Genomic DNA, 18,762 nt, shown 5'->3' with positions numbered 1-18,762 from the left:
GGCTCGGGTAAACCGTGCCCATGACCGAGCTCGATAGCCGCTGTCTCGAAGCGTTCCCTACCTGGCTGCGCACCCTGGGCGAAGACGCCCGTGAGCTAGCGATCCTCGTCGAGAACGACGCCGCGCCAGCCGAGCTGCGCCGCAATGCTGCGGTCGCCCTGAACTACTTGTTCAAGTCGCTGGACCTCATCCCCGACGGTATCGAGGACCTGGGGTTCATCGACGATGCCTTCGTGTTCCGGGTCGCCGCCTCGCGGGGTCAGGCCGACGGGGGTCATGCGATCGTTGCCCGTCTTGCCGCCGACACCGAGCTGATCAGCGAGTTCTTGGCGGACGATTTCCCGCGCCTCGAGGCCTACGTCGCGAGCCTCGGTGGCGCTGCCGCCCGTGGCCGCACGGTCGATGACATCTTCGGCGACGCGGCGGTACGTGCCGACTTCGTTCGCGAGGTGAAGAGCTGGGCCGACGGATACTCCGAGCCGGGTTTTCACCGGGACGCGAAGAACCTGGTCAAGCTGAAGAGTTTCCTCGCCGCCAAGCTGCCGAAGTGAGTCAGCCCGACACGCGAGCGCTGACGTTGGCCCACGGCTGTTCGGGGGGCTGCTGCGCCGAGTCGTTGCTCTTGAGCTGAGTCATCAAGTCGCGGCACTCGGGTCGGTCCTTCAGGCCTTCGACCAGGACCTTGCTGGCATCGGTGAACGCCTGCTCGATGCGAATGCCTTCTCGCGTGCGGCCCGCGACCTTCTCACGACCGCTCGCCAGATCTTCTTCCAACGCCTCGGCGTAACGGGCGAGCTGGGCGCGCAGGTCCTCGATCTGACGCCGTAGGTCCCGGGCCGTTCCTTCGCGTCCCAGGCGACGTGTCTCGCGCGTGCTCAACCACTGGCGTTTTGCCTCGACCATCGCGCGTGCGGCTCCGGCGCCCTCGTAGATGGCCCGATTGCCTTGACCCGCGCGCTCGGCAGCGTCCGCCTGAGCGACCTTGTCCTTGGCGAGCTGTTGCGCTGCCGCCAGCTCTCGCCGAGCGACCTCTTCTTCTTCGCCGTAGGCCGCAGCGTCACGCAGAGCGCGGCTCTCTTCTTGTGCCAGCTCCTCGACCTTGCGGCCGATCTCCGCGCGCAGCGCACGACCACGCCGCTCGAGCGCTTCGAGTTTCCGTGTGTGACTGGCGATCTCGCCTTCCAGCCCATTGGCTTTGGCGGTGACATCCCAGATCGTGGCCATGGACGTGGTCAGCTCGGGTGTTGCGTTGCCCGATGGGAAAGCGCGCGCGAGCATGCGAGCGAACAGTCCGGCGCGGCCGCCCCACTCCGTCACCGGCGTGGTGGTGGGCGGAGGTGGTGGCGGCGGCGCAGCCTGAGGCGGCGCCTCGCCCGCGCTCTCTTTGTCCCACGAGGTGCTCGGCAGCGAGCGCTGCAGCGCTTTCAGCTCCTCGAGCAGGTGATGGCCGTCGCGATAACGCTTGCGGTTGTCCTTCTCGAGTAACTTGAGAATGATCTTCTCGGCGACCGGGTTGACGTCCTTCTTGATGGCGGTCGGGCGTGGCGCCGGTGCCGTGCGCTGCATCTCCAGCAAGGTGTCGCGGTCTGCTGCGCGGAACGGGAGCTGGCCAACGAGCATTTCGTAGAACAGCACGCCGAGGGCGTAGAGATCCGACTGCGGTCCGGCTTGTTCGCCGCGGGCCTGCTCCGGCGACATGTACTCCGGCGTGCCGAATACGGCGCCCTTGGGCGCCAAGCGCGGATCGTGAGCGAGGGCCGCCAAGCCGAAATCCAGAATCTTCACGAAATCTTTACGGCCGCCCCGCTGGGTCAAGAGGATGTTGTCGCTCTTGAGATCGCGGTGCACGACGCCCAGGTCGTGCGCGCGAGCGAGGGCCGCGCCCATCTGCTCGAGGATGTCCACGCCGCGGGTGAGCGGCATCGGACCACGCGCGAGTTCGGTCGAGAGCGGGATGCCGATCAGGTACTCCATGACCAGGTAGAGCTCGCTCTCGTCGGTCTCCCCGATGTCGTGGATGTCGATGATGTGTGCGTGGTCGACCCGGTTGGCGGCGCGCGCTTCCCGTAGCATCCATGCGCGAAGGTGGGTCTCGCCGCGCAGATCGGGCCGAATCAGCTTCACAGCGACGACTCGGTCGATGAGGACGTGCCGGGCCCGGTACACGATGCCCATGCCACCTTCGCCGATGCGCGCCTCGAGGCGGTAGCGCCCCGCAATCACCTTGCCAATCGCGGGATCCTCACCTCGTCCACGGGAGGCCGAACGTTGCGGCGCTGCTTGTGCCATGTGCTTTTGGTCCGTCCTTCACGAAGGGAGCAAGTCGACCTCGAACTCTAGCGGATAGTCCGGTCGTCCTCCAAGCGGCGTTCCGCGCCGCTGAGGCTCAAAACACGAAGCTCACGACCGGTACGCGGACCTCGGTCGCCTGTTTCACCCCAAACTGCATCAGCTCGGCGCGCGAATAGGCGTTCTTCACCTCGACCGCGGGCACGCTCAAGGACAGAGCGCGAGGAGTCCATCCGACCAGCGCCGGAGGAGGGGGCGCCGCGAGAAGCACTGCCGGTTGGGACAGGCGTTTTGCCACCCTCTTCTTCCGGGCCGGCGCCTTGCTGGTCGCGGCGGGTGCGGAGCCGGGCTGCGGCGGTTCTGCCACCGGTTCATCACTCGGCCGCCGGTCCTCGGTGGCGTTTGCGGGGGGTTCGTAGGCAGCGCCGCTGAGGACTGCCACCGTGGTTGGAATGGCAAGCGCCATTCCGCCGGCGAGCATGTAGATGCTGATCTTCGCGTCACTGCTGCCAGTCTCCACGAAATACCCGCCGACGCCGCCGGCGATGCCGCCTGCGATGCCGCCGACGGCATACGCCCAGGGTTTTTTCACCTTCACCGCCGCTTCGACCAGCATCACGACCTCGGCGCCGAGCAGCACGCCGCCCGTGATGCCTTTGCCGGTCGCGCTGGCCTCTTCTGCATCCTCTGCGGCCCGTGACGGCTGAGCAGCGAGCAGCAACGACGCCGACAAGGCGACACAGGAAAGCGACTGAAGAATACGCATCGATCCTCCGCTCCGTAGGTTTCCGAGGGTTCGGTGTCCCTAGGCGACGAAATGTTCGCGCAGACTACCCCGGTCGAGTCCGGCCACCAAGGGTTCAGGCACCGGCGCGTCTGTGCAGGGGTTTGTCGGGCTGGACGGAGGGGGCTTCGCCGCACGGGCCGCGTGCTCGGCGGCTCGCGCCTGGCGCTGCAGTCACGTAGATTTCCTCGGGACGTGGGCAGACTCGGCTGGCGTGTGATTCGGGGTGCCACGCTGGCGGTCGCTCTGGTTCTGGCCGTTGGCCTCGCGGCGGGCACGGTCCGACTCCTGCCGTGGCTCCTGGCGCCCGAAGTGCCGCTGCGCGTCGCGCTGCCCTTCGCCCGCGCGCTCGGCGCGTCGGCGACCGAAATCGCGTTCTTGGTGGGCGCACCCATCGGGGCGGCGCTGGTCGTCGTGAGCTTCATCGAGCGGGGCGAGGCCCGCTCGCTCATGGCGGTCGGTGCGTCACCGCTCCGGCTGACACTCTCGACCTTCCCGCACTTGGCGCTGGTGGGACTCGCTGCCTTTTCGGCCAGCCTCGCCTGGGGCTCCGGTGCCGATGTGCCCGGTCGCTTCGCCCGACAGTTGATCCACGAAGGTCGCTCGAGCTGCGCCGGCGTGGAGCAAGCAAAAAGCGCGTCGGTCCCGCTGCTCGGCGTGACCTGGTTGTGTTTTCCCGGCCAGCCCCCGCGCATCACGGGCGCCCTGCCGGGCCTGGGGGGACGCGCGTGGTTCAGCGCGCGCGAGCTGGAACCGAGCGACGACTTGCGGGAGTTGCGTCTGGTCGACATGAGAGTCGTGAGCCGGCGCCTCGACGAAAAACACTACCTCGATCTCAGCGTGCAGAACGGCACGGTGCGCGGGTTGCCCGGCTGGGGTCGCAGCGCAAAGCTGCCCCTGTCGGTGCGGAGCGCGCTGTCGGCTGCCACCGCGGTTCTGCTCGCGCTCGGCGGCGTGCTGTCGGCGCTTCGGCTCGGCACGACCCGGCGCGTGACGGCCATCGCCGTCGCCGGAGTCCCGGTGCTGGCGTCGATCGCGCTGCAGTCCCGGCTGGACGCCGGCGGCGGGTCGGCGAAAAGCTACCTGCTCGTGCCCGTCGTTGGTGTGGTCACGCTCGTTTCGGTCAGCGCGTTCGCGGCGTTCGCTCGCGCTCGGCTGCGGCAGCGTGCACGACCTATTGGGCCCTGAAGCGGGCGCAAATCCTGGGTTTCCCCGGCCTCGGCCTCGGCCGGTTCGCCGACGCGTTGCTGGCGACCTCGGCCGGTGATATCAACCGCCGCTCTCATGGGTGTCGGCCCCTGGCAGCTGGCTGTCATCGTCCTGTTTCTGCTGCTCCTGTTCGGTGCTGGTCGACTGGGAGGAATCGGTCGCGGTCTCGGAGAGGCGGTCCGGGCTTTCAAGAACAGCATGAACGATGCTGGGCGTCGGCGGGCGCGGGGCAAGGCGGACGACGCAGACGATGACGATGACGACCCCGGCGAGCGGCAGCTCCCCAAGCGCAAGAAGCGTGTGGCACAGGCTCCGGACACGGTATTGAACAAGAGACACGTCAGGGCGCGGCGCAGAGCCGAGCCGGACGACAACGACGACAACGACGACGAGAGGAACTGAACTTGCCGAGGCAATTCGCAAAGCGACTGGACCGCGTGGCACCGAGTGCAACGCTGGCCATGACCGCAAAGGCGGCGGAGCTCAAGGCGGCCGGACGGAAGATCTACGCCTTCGGTGTCGGTGAGCCCGACTTCGAGACGCCGGAGCACATTCGCCAAGCCGCAGAGCGCGGCATCGCGACGAGCTCACACTACACCGCGGTGCAAGGAACGCTCAGCTTGCGCCAGGCAATCTGCGAGGCCACGGCACGCGACCGCGGCTGGCGCCCCACCCCCGACCAGGTGACCGTGTGTGTGGGCGCGAAGCACGCGCTGTTCAACTTGGCGATGGTGCTCTGTGAGCCCGGTGACGAGGTCGTGATCCCTGCTCCGTACTGGGTGAGTTATCCCGAGCAGGTCCGGCTCTTCGGCGCCGAAGCGAAGATCGTCGAGACCTCGGTCGAGAACGGCTTCCGTGTCACGCCGGAGGCACTCGATGCGGCGATTGGGCCGAACACCAAGGCCGTCATCTTGTGTACACCTTCCAACCCCAGCGGCGCCGCCTACGACGCCAGCGAGCTTCGCGCTCTGGCGGCCGTCCTGGCGAAACACGACGTCTGGGTGATCGTCGACGAGATCTACGCCGATCTGACCTACGACGGCTTCGAGCACGTGTCGCTGGCCAAGCTGGCGCCGGAGTTGGCCGATCGCCTCATCGTCGTCGACGGTGTGAGCAAGACCTATGCGATGACCGGCTGGCGCATCGGCTGGGCCATCACGCCGCCGGCACTGGCCAAAGCGCTGCTCAAGGTCCAGGGCCAGTCGACCACCAATCCGACGGCCGTCGCGCAGGTGGCAGCCGAGGCTGCTCTGCTCGGGCCTCGGGAGCCGATGATCGCCATGGCGAAGGTCTTCGCCGAGCGTCGCCGGCGCATGGTCGAGGGCCTCAATCAGATCCCGGGCATCCGTTGTGACTGGCCCCGCGGCGCGTTCTACGCGTTCCCGGACGTGACAGGGCTGTACGGGATCCGCTGGGGAGACAAGAAGCTCGAAAGCGCCAGCGACGTCTCGCTGTGGCAACTCGACGTGTGTGGCATCGCGGCCGTCGCCGGGGAGCCCTTCGGAGCCCCTGGGCACGTGCGGTACTCGTACGCCGCCGCCGAGTCCGTGATCGACGAGGCGCTCTCCGTGCTCGCCGCGGCCGTGGCACGCGCGCAGCGGTGAGCCCCGAGAATTGGTCTAACATGATGCCGGCCGTGGAAGCAGCAACGAGAACCCGCGACGTCCGCCGTACGCTCGTCGGCCTCACCGAGCTGACCAAACCCGGCGTGACGCGCATGGTGCTGGTGACCACCGCCATCGGGGCGATCCTCGCGCCGGGTCCGGTCGTGCTCTCGAAGCTGGTGATCGCGGTCGTTGCCACCGCCGCGGTGGTCGGTGCTGCCAACGCGCTCAACATGTATCTCGAGCGGGACGTCGACGCGCTCATGACGCGCACCCGAGAGCGGCCGATTCCTTCGGGGCGGATCGCGCCCGAGGTGGCGCTCTGGTTCGGTGTGACGCTCGCGCTGGCCGGGCTCGTGGGGTTGACGTTCCTGGTCAACGCCCTCTCGGGACTTTTGTGCGCGGTGGCCTTCCTGAGCTACGTGCTCGTCTACACGCCGCTCAAGCGCGTGACGCCCCTGGCTCTACACATCGGAGCAATTCCAGGCGCGATTCCCCCGCTGATTGGCTGGGCGAGCATGACCCGCAGTCTGTCGCTGCCGGCCTTCTCGGTGTTCGCGATCTTGCTGGTCTGGCAGATCCCGCATTTCCTGGCCATCGCCATGTTTCGGGCGAAAGAGTACGAGGGAGCAGGGCTGCTCGTGTACCCGTCCGTGCGGGGCATTCCCGCCGCAAAGAAGGCGGTGGTGCGCTACTCCATCTTGCTGCTCGCCGTCAGCCTGGTTCCGGCGTGGATGGGACTCGGCGGTGCGCCGTACGTGGTCGTTGCCAGTGTGCTCGGCCTGACTCAGGTCGTGGTTGCAGTGCGCGGATTCCGGGCGCCCGATCTTCAGCTCTGGGCCAAACGGCTGTTCTTGGCGACGCTGCCCTATCTGCTCGTGGTCTACGGCTGCCTGGCATTCACCGCGCAATGACCGAGCCGCCTCGGATGCGTTGGTGGGCGTGGGGAGCGTTTGCAGTGGTGTGTCTGGCCATCCCGCTCGTCGGCTACTGGCTCGGGCGCTGAGGCAGGGGAGCCGCAGCGTCCGGGCGCTCTCGGACCGCAGCCAGCGCTGCGAGCAGCGAGGCGAGCAAGAGCGCGAGCCCGAGGACCGGGATGTCCGTCCCCGAGCGCGCGAGCAGCGCAAGTGCAACGGCGCTCTGTGCGTAGGGGTGTTGTCGGCGCCCAAAGAGCGCCGCCGGAACGGCAAAAAATAGCAAGAGACACAGGGCAAAATGCAGCAGGGTCGGCACCACCGGCCACGGGTGCCGCAGGAAGACCGGGACCGCTTTGTCCAGTAGACCCAGCACGCTGTCTGGCCTGGGGGTCATGTACAGGCTGACGATGGCAAGCCCGATGGCGAGCGCGACTACGGGTCCCCACACGAGCAGCGCCCGCTTCCAGCGACGCTCCGTCAGCCACACGATCGCGATGCCGAGAGTTACCAGGTCCAGTACCCACGCAACCGTGGCGAGGACCTGCGCAACGCGAAACAGACGAGTCAGCGCCTCGTGGCTCGCCCAGACGGCGAGGGAACGCGCCGACACCGACAAGAGCGAGTTCAACCCGGCGATTCCGATGACCATCCCGGTTGCACGGGTGTGTTTTTCGATCACGGTCGGCACGCTGGCCGCGAGCGCCGCGAAGGACGCCAGCGTCGCCAGGCCGATGACCAACAGCAGCGGCAACTCGCGCGTCGACGCTGCCATGACCAGCGTCACGATGCCGGCGGTGGTCGGTGCTGCGATCAAGCGATAGCCGACGCTGAGGTCGCTCTCGACCAGGATTGCGATGAGCAGCTGGATGGCGACCAGACAACCCGCGACGACCGTCAGCTGACCCAGCAGGGCTGCGGCGTCGTCCGAGCGCGAGATCCAAGCCTCGAGACCCGAGCGCCAGCCCAGGAGTGCCGGCACGGCGACTCGCCCAGACAGGAACGCAAAGAAGAACAGCAGCACCAGAGCGCCCAGGAGTGACCGCTGCGCGCGGGCGGAGAGCCGTGGCGAACGCACGCTGGATGCCGCACGGCTCGGCGCTGCGGCGTCGAGTCGCGGTTCGGCTTCCGCCGGCTCAGGCGGGTTCGCTGGGGCCTCCGGAGCCCCTGCCGCTTCGCTCGTGGGTGCTCGTTCGCCGTCGATGCTGGTCACTCACGGCCTTGCGACGAAGGTCTACCTTGGGCTCCGTCGCGTCTCGCTCTTACCTGAGCGATGCGCGCTTTTCCAGCCCGAGGAATGGCCACACTGCCCCGTGGCGCTGATCACCGGGCGGCGCCTCTTTGGGGTCGAGGGGTCGCCAGGGCGCCGGATCGACCTTCGGCGGTGCGGATTTGGGCGCGCCCTTGAGGATGAACGGGTGCGCGAAGTAGGTGGAGCAGGCGTAAAACGGGTTCCGATAAAACTCCCAGTGAAAGTAGACCCGGCCATCCGGCGAGACGATTTCCCCCGGCGGCGCTCCGAACGGGCTGGCCCGTTTCACGCTCTCGAGGGCTGCGATATCGAAGGCCGTGACTCCGCTCGTGTGGGTGACCCCCATACGCACCAACTTGCCCTCGTCTTTGTCGAGCACGATCTCGAGGTCCGTCTTGATCTCCGGTCGGTTCATCGGATGCCCTGCGGGCAGAGCTTCGAGCGAGGCCAGGAACGAGTCCGCGAAGATCGGATGGAGCCGGTTGTGCACCGTGTTCAGGTAGGTGGCGAACGGTACGCGTGCCGTGTTGAGCGCGGTCTGGTTGCCCGGCTTGACGCTCGCGACGTAGTTCTCGATCGAGGCACGCCAGCGCTCGATGCCGAGCGCCTTCCACGAGCCGCGATGAGCGCTCTTACGGCGCTCGGCGTCGCGCTTCTTTTCCTTGACCAGACGATCACGCCCGATGGCCGCGAACGCCTGCTGCGGAGACAGGTTCAGATTCACCCCACTCGACGTGGTGCCCAGCGCGCCGAGCCCCAACATGTCGCTTGCGCCGCCCGAACCCTTCATCGGTGGCAGGCGCTTCTTGCGGGCTTTGCGCGCTTTTTGCGCAGCGCGCGCGGCGCGCGCTTCGGCCACGGCCCAGTTGCCGTTGTCGGCGCTCGTGGGCTCGGGATCGGGTGCTACCTCTTCCTTGGCTGCGCGTTCGGTCTGCCCACGCTGCGCCGCTGCGGTACCCGGGCGTTTCGACGCCGCGCTGCCGTTTTCCGGGCCCGGTGCCTTCTGCTCGCGGCCGGGTGACGGCGGTGGCGCCTGGGAGGACGCGGTCTTCTCCGGCTTGTCGGGATCGTCCTGGCTGGTGGGCGCCTTGTTGGGCTCACCCTCGTGTTCGTCCGACTGCGCCACGCGCGACTCGTCGGAGTTGCCCGGGTTCTTGGTCGGTCCCGAGTGGGCTCCGCCCGGCGTGGGTTTCTTGTCGTTCTGGTCGGTAGCCGTGATGCGAGCTTGGGTCTCCTGTTTTACGCGGTTCGCCTGATCGGCAATCTGGGCCGCGTTCGGGTTGTCTTTTTGGTTCTTGTCCTCGACGTTTTGCACCACGGCGACGCGCTTTTTCGCCTGCATCTTGGGCAGCTCTTTGAGCGGGTCCGGCTTCGCCTCTTCCTTCTTGGCTTCGCTCTTCAGCTCTAGCTTCGGAGGCTCGGGTTTGTTGGGCTCGACCTTGGGCTCGTCCTCTTTCTTCGGCTGCTCTTCCTTCGCCTGTTTCGAGTCATCCGTCGGGCCTGGTTCGTCGTTCGGATCGCTGGCCTGCTCGCTGGGCTTGTTGGGGTCGACCTGCTCGGGCAACTCCTTGGGCTCGGCAGGGTCGGGCGCCGACTCGTCGAGCAGGCTGATCTCGACGGTCCCGCTGCCGCGCACCTGACGTTGAACACTCTGAGCGAAGCGTTTGATGTCGAGGGTCTCCTCGAACAGCCGCGACATCTTCGACGCACCTCCACCCCAGACCAGGTGCGCCAGCAACGCCGTGGCGACCCAGAGGAAAATGGGGATGTTGGAGTCGCGAGTCATCAGACGCCGTGGGTCCGCCTAACGTAACATCCGACCAGGGGACCAGCAATCGACGGGCGGCGGGAGAATGACGTGCGCTGGGGCGCTAAACCTTCGAGATCACGTCCCAGTGCTCGGCGATCTCGCCGGCGGTCCACACGCCGCTGTCGGAGTCTTTGAACTTTCCGGCGCTCTCGACGACCTTGTAGATGCTGAGCTTGCCGCCCGCGACGGACAGGACAGCGCCGGAAATGTCCTGCGAGAGCTCGCTGGCCAGGAACAAATGCGCGGGAGCGACGTGCTCCGGCGTCATGCTCGCGACCTTCTCGAACATCGGAAGGTCCTCGGTCATTCGCGTCTTTGCGATCGGCGCCACGGCATTGACCCGGATCCCGTGGCGTTGGAGCTCGATCGACGCGGTCCTCGTCAAGCCGTAGATGCCGGCCTTGGCGGCGGCGTAGTTGGCTTGCCCGAAGTTGCCCAGCATGCCGGACACGCTGGTGGTGTTGACGATGCTGCCGGTCGAGCCCTGCGCGCGCATCTGGCTGGCGGCTGCCTGCGTGCACAGGAACGTGCCGGTGAGGTGGACGGCGATCACCGCATCCCACATCGAATCGTCCATCTTGAGCAGCGTCTTGTCTCGCAGGATGCCGGCGTTGTTGATCAAGACGTCGAGCCGACCGAAGTGTTCGACCGCAGTCGCGACGATGCGCTCGGCCCCCGCGCGGGTTGCCACGCTGTCTCCGCTCTCGACGGCCTCAGCGCCCGCGGCCCGAATTTCGTCGACCACGGTCCTGGCCGGTGTGCCGCTCTGACCCGTGCCATCCCGGGCGCCACCGGCGTCGTTGACCACCACTCGCGCGCCTTCGCGGGCGAACAGGAGCGCCGTGGCGCGGCCGATGCCGCCGCCGGCTCCGGTGATGATGGCGACTTTTCCGTTCAAGAGGCCCATGCTTGCGTGACTCCAGCGATCCTTTGGCCGCACGTGCGCGTTGGTGCGCCCCGTCGTGGGTCGCGCGCCGACGGGGGCCGAAACATAGCCCGCTCGGGCTGGCTCGTCACCGCGCGAGAGCGCGAGAAGCGGAGCCGGCGCTGGGACCGGCGGGCTCGGATGCCTTCGGTGCGACGAGCACGTCGACCAAGAGCGCGAGCGCGGTCCCGACGGCTGTGCCCACCACGTCCCAAGCGAGATCCTTACCGCTGGCCGTGCCGTGCCCGGTCGCGTCGTACACCTCTTTGCCGACACCTAGCGTCAGCGCGAAGGTCGCCCCGGTCGCGGCGCGTTGCCAGCGTCGGTCCAGAAAGATCGACGACGTCGCGTATCCACCGGCCGCGAGGCCGGCGGACACACTGAAGTGCAACGCCTTGTCGGGTCCCCACCAGGGATCCGGATCTGCGGCCCGCGCAGCGGAGCCACAAAGGAAGGCGACGGCGAAAGCCGCGAGTGCGCGGGAGTGCAGCATTGCCGGTGAAAGGAGCATACCTTGGGCCGTCACCCGAAAAAAAATTGGCTGTTCGTCTGGCTCTGGCCTCCAAGTGATCGGGCAAAAGAGTGGTGCAGATGTCGACGCGGAATACGCTGGGATTGGCGCTTCTTTTGGCGTTGGGCGTGGCGGTCGCCTGCGGGAGTGACTCCGATGACGGAGGTTCTGGCGGCAAGGGAGGCACCGGGAACGGCGGCGCTGCGGGCGGCGGTTCGGGCGGCACCAGCGGCACGAACAGCGACGGCGCGGCCGGTACGGGTAACAGCTCCGGCGCTGGGGGCACCGGAGGCTTCAACCCCGACGGTGGGATCTCGACCTGTCAGGGCCACATATACGATTGCGGGGACACCCTCGACAACGACGGCGACGGCCTGACGGACGAACGGGATCCCGACTGCCTCGGGCCCTGCGACAACACCGAAGGTTCCTACTACGGCGGCATTCCCGGTCAGAACAAGGCGCCCTGCAAGGCCGACTGTTACTTCGACCAGGACACCGGCCCCGGCAACGACGACTGTTACTGGAACCACGAGTGTGATCCACTCTCGGTGGCGCCGGACTACCCGCCAGAGGGCGCGGGCTGCAAGTACAACGCGGCCGCCAAGACGCCTGGCACTAGCCTGTCGTGTGCGGAGCTCGACAAGACGCAGAGCAAAGCCTGCGGGGACTACTGCGGTCCGCTCACGCCGAACGGCTGTGACTGTTTCGGCTGTTGCGAGCTCCCCGCAGGCGGCGGCAAGTTCGTCTACCTCGGGTCCGAAGTGAACGGCGTTGGCAGCTGTGACATCGCGAGCCTCGCGGACCCGGCGAAGTGCAAACCCTGCACACCCGTGGCCGCGTGCTTCAACGGCTGCGGCAAGTGTGAGCTGTGCATCGGCAAACCGACGCTGCCTGCCGAGTGTTACCCACCGGATGGCGGGTACGACGCCGGGTACGACGCTGGCTACGACGGCGGCGTCGACCTGCAGTGTCCGGTCGGGAAACAACCCTGTGGACTGCCGGGTCAAGCGGCGTGTGCCAACGGCTACTACTGCATCACCGGCTGCTGCCAACCCGTTCCGAGCTGAGGGCGAAATGCTATACGGACGTTTGCTTCGACTGGTGGGCCGATTGTGCCTCTTCGCCGCGCCATTGCTGTCTGCCTGCGGCAGTGACGACGACGGAAACACCAAGAACAAGAACGAGCCCTGCGAGGTGACCGCGCAGACCGGCTGCAAAGAGCAGCAGGTTTGCTGTCAGCCACGTTTCCGGGTGATAGAGGGCAGGCCATCATGAAGCTTCAACGATTTGCGTTGCTCGGGTTCTGCGCGCTGCTGGGAACCGTCGCTTGTGGCGGCGGAGACGAAGGCGGCGGCGGCGGAAAGAAAGACGCTGGCAAGGACGGCTCGACGGGCGGGACCGGCGGGGGCTCCACGGGTGGGAGTGGTGGAACGTCCATCGGGGGCGCAGCAGGTGGTGGTGGCGCGTCTGGATCGGGTGGGAGCACCGGGGGCGCAGCGGGCTCCGGCGGTGCAGCGGGTGCTGGCGGCGCAACCGGCGGTGCTGCGGGTGCTGGCGGCGCAACGGGCGGAGCTGCCGGCGCGGGCGGCGCGACGGGCGGAACCGGAGGCTCGACGGGCGGGGCCGCGGGCGCGGGGGGCGCGACGGGCGGGACCGGCGGCGCAACGGGCGGAACCGGAGGCTCGACGGGCGGAACCGGCGGCGCAACGGGCGGAACCGGCGGCACCGGCACGGGCGGGGCCGCGGGAACAGGCGGGACCGCCGGCGACGGCGGCGCGCCCGAGTGCGTGAGCGACGGCGACTGTGACAACGGGGCGTATTGCGATGGTGTCGAGAAGTGCGTCGCAAACAAATGCACGCCGGGGACGGCGATCGTCTGTCCGGACGACGGCAAATCGTGCACGTCCGCGGTCTGTGACGAAACCAGCACGAGCTGCAAGGTGTTCAAGAGCGATGGGGCCTGCGATGACGGTCTCTACTGCAACGGCATCGAGGCTTGCGACCCAACCAATGCGCAATCGAATTCCACCACCGGTTGCACCGCGGGAACACCCGTCGCGTGCGATGACAGCTTCAGCTGCACCGTGGACAGCTGCAACGAAGGCTCCAAAGCCTGCGTTCACACTGCCAGCAACAACGCCTGCAGCAACGGCCTGTACTGCGACGGCGCCGAGACCTGCGCGCCCGGAACCTCCGGTGCCAACCCCACGACGGGCTGCGTGGCCGGCACCGCGCCGAATTGCGAGGACGGGCTCGCCTGCACCACCGACAGCTGCGACGAGGTCAACGACACCTGCCAACACGTCGGCGACGACAGCAAGTGCCAAGACGGGCTCTACTGCAACGGCGCCGAGAGCTGCGATGTGAACACTGGCTGCAAGGCCGGCGCCCCGATCAACTGCCCGAACGTGGACGGGCTGGCCTGTACCGTCGAGACTTGCAACGAGGCGACGGACACCTGCGACACCGCCATCGACAACACCAAATGCACCGGTGGCCAGGTCTGTATTCCTCCGACCGGATGTGTCACGCAGGCCTGCACGACGGCCGCCGATTGTACCGATGGCAACGCCTGCAACGGTCTCGAGACCTGCGACACCAGCGTCCCGGGCGGCCAGTGCAAGCCGGGAACCCCGGTGAACTGCAACGACGGCGTGGCTTGTACGCTGGACGAGTGCAACACCGGCACGGGAGCCTGCACGCATACGCCGTTCAACGCCTTCTGCAGTGACGGGAACCTCTGCAACGGCATCGAGACGTGCAACGTGACCACTGGCTGTCAGGCTGGCACGCCGCTCGCGTGCAACGACAACAAGAGCTGCACCATCGACAGCTGTCTGGCGTCGATTGGCTGCTTCTACCAGCCGAATGACGCCGCTTGTCAGGACGCGAGCCAGTGTAACGGAGCAGAAGCGTGCAACCCGAGCGCGGGTAACGCCAATGCGACCACCGGATGTGTGCCGAGCCCTGGCCCCTTGTCGTGCGGGGCACCGGTCGGTTGCGCGACCAAGGCGTGTGTCGAGGGCATCGGTTGTCAGTCAGTGGGCAATGACGACCTGTGCAACCAGCAACACAATCCACCCCAGTGCGGTTACAAGTGCGACGCCGCCACCGGCCAATGCAGCAACACCTGGTGCAAGCCCGGTACCTGTCAGGGCAAGACCTACGCCTGCGGTGACTGCATCGACAACGATGGAGACTGCAAGGTCGACTCGCAGGACGAGAGCTGCCTCGGCACCTGTTCGGACAACGAGGGCGGCTTCAAGGGTGAAATCCCGGGGCAGAACAACGCGGCCTGCAAGATGGATTGTTACTTCGACGCCGACTCGGGCGGAGGGAACGACGACTGCAACTGGGACCACCGCTGCGACACGAACCAGCCTCAGCTGGGCGACGGCTGCACCTACGATCCGACCTTCAAGTTCCCTGGCAACAAGAGCTGCGCCGACTACAGAACCACGCAATCCGCCCAGTGCGCAGGGAACATGAACCAGTCGACGGCAGCGACCGGCTACTGCGGTCCGCTGGTCCCGAACGGCTGCGACTGCTTCGGTTGCTGCGTGTTCCCGCAGCTGCCGTACCCGGACACGATCATCCAGGGCGTGGCGATGAAGACGGGCGTCTACTTGGGGTCCTCTCCGACGAAGCAGTCGGCAGGGACTTGCACCATGGCCGTGGTCAACGCCGGAAACCCCGGTACGTCCCCCGCGTGTCACAAGTGCGCTCAGGTACCTTCCTGCGCGAACAACTGCGACGTCTGCGAGATCTGCGTCGGCAAGCCCACGTTGCCGCCCCAGTGCACCGAGCAGACCTGTCCGACCGGCAAACAGGAGTGTGGGCTTCCGGGCCAAGGGCCCTGCCCGACGGGTGAGTACTGCGTCACCGGCTGCTGCACGCCGAACCCGAGCTGACGAGACCCGGCGTCGGGCGCCAAGCGGAAGGTAGGCAGTGGTCGATGAGGCCGCTGCTGGCTTTCGGCTTTGTGCGAAGCGCGCGGAGCGATGTTAGGCTCCGCGCCCCATGAGCCGCCGCATCCTCGTCACGGCCGCGCTGCCCTACGCCAACGGCCACATTCACCTGGGGCACCTGGTCGAGTACATCCAGACCGACATCTGGGTGCGATTCCAGCGCCTGCGCGGGCACCGCGCCATCTACATCTGCGCTGACGACACCCACGGAACCGCCATCATGATGCGCGCGCGGCAGGAGGGGCGAACCCCCGAAGACGTCATCGCGGACATGAGCCTGGCGCACCAGCGCGACTTCGCCGGCTTCCAGGTCTCCTTCGACCACTACGGCAGCACCCACTCGAAAGCGAATCGCGAGCTCTGCCACGAGATCTGGGCAGCCCTCCGGCGCGCGGAGCTCGTCGTCGAGCGAGAAGTGACGCAGCTCTTCGACGCCAAAGAGGGGACTTTTCTCGCGGACCGCTTCGTGAAGGGCAAGTGCCCACGCTGCGGAGCGCCGGACCAATACGGGGACGCCTGCGAAAAGTGCAACGCGACCTACTCGGCGCACGAGCTGGTCGATCCGGTGAGCACGCTGTCCGGCACCCGCCCGGAGCTTCGGAGCGCCAACCACCTGTTCGTGAAGATCGAGACACTGCACGACTTCCTGGGCGAATGGACCTCGGCCGAGGGACACCTGCAGCCCGAGATCGCCAACTACCTGGCGGGACATTTTCTCGCGGAGCCGCTGCGCGACTGGGATGTGTCCCGACCCGCACCTTACTTCGGTTTCGAGATCCCCGACGCCCCCGGCAACTACTGGTACGTGTGGTTCGACGCACCCATTGGCTACGTGGCGTCCACCCGGGAGTGGTGTGAGAAGCGTGGGGAGCGCTTTGACGACTGGTGGCGCAGCGCTGACACCGAGATCCGCCACTTCATCGGCAAGGACATCACCTATTTCCACACGCTGTTCTGGCCGGCCATGCTGAAGACCGCGGGCCTGTCTCTGCCAGCGCGGGTCCACGTGCACGGATTCTTGACCGTCAACGGCGAGAAGATGAGCAAGTCCAAGGGCACCTTCGTGCTCGCGTCGACCTACCTCGAGCACCTGGACCCCTCCTACCTCCGCTACTTCTACGCGGCCAAGCTCGGCGCGGGGCCTGCCGATCTCGATTTGAACCTCGACGAGCTCGTGGCCAAGGTGAACTCGGATCTGGTGGGCAAGGTCGTCAACCTCGCCAGCCGCTCTGCGCGCTTCGTGCGGGAGTCGGGCCTCAGCCCGAGTTACCCGGCCGACGAAGGTTTGTTCGAGCGCGGCGTCGCGGCAGGTGACGAGATCGCGGCAGCCTACGAGGCGGCGGACTACGCGCGGGCCATGCGCGCCATCATGGCGCTCGCTGACCGCGCCAACGAGTACGTTGACCGCATCCAGCCCTGGAACCTGAAGAAGGACCCGGAGAAGGCGGCGGAGCTTCAGGCCGTGTGCACCATCATTCTCAACCTGTATCGCCAGCTGGTCGTCTACCTGACGCCGGTGCTGCCGCGGCTGGCGGAGCAGACGGCGGAGCTGCTCGGGGCGCCCGTTCGGTCGTGGGACGATGCCAAGACGCCGCTCGTCGGCAGCGCGGTCGCCGAGTTCAAACACCTGATGCAGCGCGTGGATCCCAAGAAGATCGAGGCCCTCGTCGCGGCCAGCATGGATGCCGAGGCGGACGTCGCACGCGGCAAGGCCTCGAAGGTCGACCCGGACGACGGCGCGGCGCTGGAAGCCGAGCCGCTGGCCGCCGAGTGCAGCATCGACGATTTCGCGAAGCTGGATCTGCGTGTTGCGCGGGTCGTTGCGGCCGAACAAGTACCCGAAGCAAAGAAGCTGCTGAAGCTGACGCTGAGCCTCGGTGGGGGAACGACGCGCACTGTCTTCGCCGGGATCAAGGCCGCCTATGAGCCGGAGAAACTGGTGGGCCGCCTGGTGGTGATGGTGGCGAATCTGGCCCCCCGCAAGATGAAGTTCGGGGTGAGCGAGGGCATGGTCGTAGCGGCTGGCCCTGGCGACAAGGACGTGTTCCTGCTCTCTCCCGACCCCGGCGCGAAGCCCGGACAACGCGTTCACTGAAGTGACGCTGGGTGGACCGAGGCCGGAGGGAGAAGCCTCGACACCCGTCAGTCGCCATTGGCAGACTAAGAAATTCGTTCGAGCACCAGAGGGCGCGGCGTCGGGGCTCTTCTCCCGAGCGTGAAGGCGCGGGCGGTGCGTTCGATCAAGGCTGGAGCGTTCTTCTTGTTTGCGAGATGCAAGAGCGCGAGCGGCGTGCCCTTCTCGACGCGGTCTCCAGGCTTGGCGCAGAGCTCGATGCCCACTGCGGGGTCGACCTTCTGATCGGCGCGGGTACGCCCCGCTCCCAACGCCACTGCCGTGAGCCCTAGCTCGAGGGCGTCCGTCGCGACCACGAAGCCGGTCGTGGGGGCGGGCACCTCGAGCTTCAGCTTGGCGCGCGGCAATCGTGATGGATCGAGGACCACGCGGGGATCGCCGCCCTGCGCCTTGACCATGCGCACGAGCACGTCGAGGGCGCTGCCGTCCTGGATCGCCCTCTCGAGGCGTTTTCTGGCGTCGGCGGGCTTTTTCGTGACGCCGCCCAGCAGCAGCATCTCCGCGCCCAGCGCCAGCGTGAGCTCCCGGGTGTCGGCTGGACCCTTGCCCATCAGGATCTCGATGGCCTCGCGGGTCTCGAGCGCATTGCCGATGGTGGTGCCGATGGGCACGTTCATGTCGGTCAAGAGTGCAACAACCCGCTTCCCGGCGCGGGTGCCGACCCGCACCAGTGCCCGCGCGAGCGCCCGGGCCGAGGCCAGGTCCTTCATGAACGCGCCGCGTCCAACCTTCACATCGAGCACCAGGCCGTCGATGCCCTCGGCGAGCTTCTTCGACAAGATGCTGGCCACGATCAACGGGATGCTTTCCACCGTGCCGGTCACGTCCCGGAGGGCGTAGATGCGTTTGTCCGCGGGCGCCAAACGTGCGGTCTGCCCGATCATCGCCACGCCGACCTCACGCACGATGCGCTCGAACTTCTTCTGATCGATGTCGACCGAGTAGCCCGGGATGGCCTCGAGTTTGTCCAGCGTTCCGCCGGTATGCCCAAGTCCGCGCCCCGAGATCATCGGGACGGCGACTCCGCACGCGGCGACCAGCGGCGCGAGACAGATGCTGATCTTGTCCCCGACGCCTCCGGTCGAGTGTTTGTCGACCTTCGGACGTTTCACGCTCGGCAGGCGCAGCACGTCACCGGAGTGCAACATGGCCTCGGTCAATGCCACGGTCTCCGCGTCGTCGAGTCCACGCAAGAAGGCGGCCATCAGCCAGGCGCTCATCTGGTAGTCGGCGACCCCGCCGCCGACGAAATCTGCCACCAGACCCCGCACTTCTTCGGGGGTGTGGCTGCCGCCGTCCCGCTTTTCGATGATGAGCTCGACCGGGCTTTTTCTCATGGATGAGACAAAGCACTGCGCC

Annotated in this window: 16 protein-coding genes; 9 read left to right on the top strand and 7 right to left on the bottom strand. The window is 67.1% G+C overall.

The window, feature by feature from the left end; genetic code table 11:
• Window positions 1-20: 20 nt before the first annotated feature.
• Window positions 21-551 (top strand): DUF1232 domain-containing protein, encoded by a 531-nt coding sequence (locus IPI67_03100; protein MBK7579170.1) that lies wholly within the window; start codon window positions 21-23, stop codon window positions 549-551.
• A 1-nt stretch (window position 552) separates the two neighbouring features.
• On the opposite strand, the gene IPI67_03095 is transcribed toward IPI67_03100, so the two are convergent.
• Both IPI67_03095 and IPI67_03090 read right to left on the bottom strand, forming a co-directional pair.
• Complete coding sequence (locus IPI67_03095) at window positions 553-2,289, bottom strand: protein kinase (protein MBK7579169.1); 1,737 nt, start codon at window positions 2,287-2,289, stop codon at window positions 553-555.
• Between the two features lie 97 nt (window positions 2,290-2,386).
• Window positions 2,387-3,055: a hypothetical protein gene (locus IPI67_03090; GenBank protein MBK7579168.1), complete on the bottom strand. Its 669-nt coding sequence runs from the start codon at window positions 3,053-3,055 to the stop codon at window positions 2,387-2,389.
• Window positions 3,056-3,268: 213 nt separating this feature from the next.
• On the opposite strand from IPI67_03090, the gene IPI67_03085 reads away from it, so the two are divergent.
• The 4 genes from IPI67_03085 (at window position 3,269) to cyoE (ending at window position 6,800) form a co-directional block, all read left to right on the top strand.
• Window positions 3,269-4,261, top strand: a complete 993-nt coding sequence (locus IPI67_03085) for a hypothetical protein (protein ID MBK7579167.1) — start codon at window positions 3,269-3,271, stop codon at window positions 4,259-4,261.
• Window positions 4,262-4,357: 96 nt separating this feature from the next.
• On the top strand, window positions 4,358-4,684 hold the full coding sequence (locus IPI67_03080; protein ID MBK7579166.1) for a twin-arginine translocase TatA/TatE family subunit: 327 nt from the start codon (window positions 4,358-4,360) through the stop codon (window positions 4,682-4,684).
• 2 nt (window positions 4,685-4,686) lie between these two features.
• Window positions 4,687-5,886, top strand: a complete 1,200-nt coding sequence (locus IPI67_03075; GenBank protein ID MBK7579165.1) for a pyridoxal phosphate-dependent aminotransferase — start codon at window positions 4,687-4,689, stop codon at window positions 5,884-5,886.
• 20 nt (window positions 5,887-5,906) lie between these two features.
• Complete coding sequence (gene cyoE / locus IPI67_03070) at window positions 5,907-6,800, top strand: protoheme IX farnesyltransferase (protein MBK7579164.1); 894 nt, start codon at window positions 5,907-5,909, stop codon at window positions 6,798-6,800.
• Window positions 6,801-6,873: 73 nt separating this feature from the next.
• Here cyoE and IPI67_03065 read toward each other — a convergent pair whose 3' ends face one another.
• From IPI67_03065 to IPI67_03050, 4 genes are all read right to left on the bottom strand, one after another.
• Window positions 6,874-7,878: a hypothetical protein gene (locus tag IPI67_03065; protein MBK7579163.1), complete on the bottom strand. Its 1,005-nt coding sequence runs from the start codon at window positions 7,876-7,878 to the stop codon at window positions 6,874-6,876.
• A gap of 184 nt (window positions 7,879-8,062) precedes the next feature.
• Complete coding sequence (locus IPI67_03060; protein MBK7579162.1) at window positions 8,063-9,838, bottom strand: hypothetical protein; 1,776 nt, start codon at window positions 9,836-9,838, stop codon at window positions 8,063-8,065.
• Between the two features lie 85 nt (window positions 9,839-9,923).
• Window positions 9,924-10,769, bottom strand: a complete 846-nt coding sequence (locus IPI67_03055) for an SDR family NAD(P)-dependent oxidoreductase (protein ID MBK7579161.1) — start codon at window positions 10,767-10,769, stop codon at window positions 9,924-9,926.
• Between the two features lie 106 nt (window positions 10,770-10,875).
• Window positions 10,876-11,280 carry a hypothetical protein gene (locus IPI67_03050; protein MBK7579160.1) on the bottom strand — a complete coding sequence of 135 codons (405 nt, stop codon included), beginning with the start codon at window positions 11,278-11,280 and terminating at the stop codon, window positions 10,876-10,878.
• A gap of 98 nt (window positions 11,281-11,378) precedes the next feature.
• Between IPI67_03050 and IPI67_03045 the strand changes: the two genes are divergently transcribed.
• The 4 genes from IPI67_03045 to metG all read left to right on the top strand — a co-directional run bounded on the left by IPI67_03045 (window position 11,379) and on the right by metG (window position 17,364).
• The gene (locus tag IPI67_03045; protein MBK7579159.1) at window positions 11,379-12,368 is read left to right on the top strand and encodes a hypothetical protein; all 990 of its coding nucleotides are present in this window, start codon (window positions 11,379-11,381) and stop codon (window positions 12,366-12,368) included.
• 34 nt (window positions 12,369-12,402) lie between these two features.
• Window positions 12,403-12,576, top strand: a complete 174-nt coding sequence (locus tag IPI67_03040) for a hypothetical protein (protein ID MBK7579158.1) — start codon at window positions 12,403-12,405, stop codon at window positions 12,574-12,576.
• Complete coding sequence (locus IPI67_03035; protein ID MBK7579157.1) at window positions 12,573-15,212, top strand: hypothetical protein; 2,640 nt, start codon at window positions 12,573-12,575, stop codon at window positions 15,210-15,212. The genes IPI67_03040 and IPI67_03035 overlap by 4 nt, the downstream gene beginning before the upstream one ends.
• 109 nt (window positions 15,213-15,321) lie before the next feature.
• Window positions 15,322-17,364, top strand: a complete 2,043-nt coding sequence (gene metG / locus IPI67_03030) for a methionine--tRNA ligase (GenBank protein ID MBK7579156.1) — start codon at window positions 15,322-15,324, stop codon at window positions 17,362-17,364.
• Between the two features lie 65 nt (window positions 17,365-17,429).
• On the opposite strand, the gene IPI67_03025 is transcribed toward metG, so the two are convergent.
• Window positions 17,430-18,740 carry a thymidine phosphorylase gene (locus tag IPI67_03025; GenBank protein MBK7579155.1) on the bottom strand — a complete coding sequence of 437 codons (1,311 nt, stop codon included), beginning with the start codon at window positions 18,738-18,740 and terminating at the stop codon, window positions 17,430-17,432.
• Between the last annotated feature and the right edge of the window lie 22 nt (window positions 18,741-18,762).

It is taken from the genome of Myxococcales bacterium (genome assembly GCA_016706225.1).
Classification (GTDB): Bacteria; Myxococcota_A; Polyangia; order Polyangiales; family Polyangiaceae; genus JADJKB01.
This window is presented reverse-complemented; position numbering and strand designations above follow the sequence as displayed.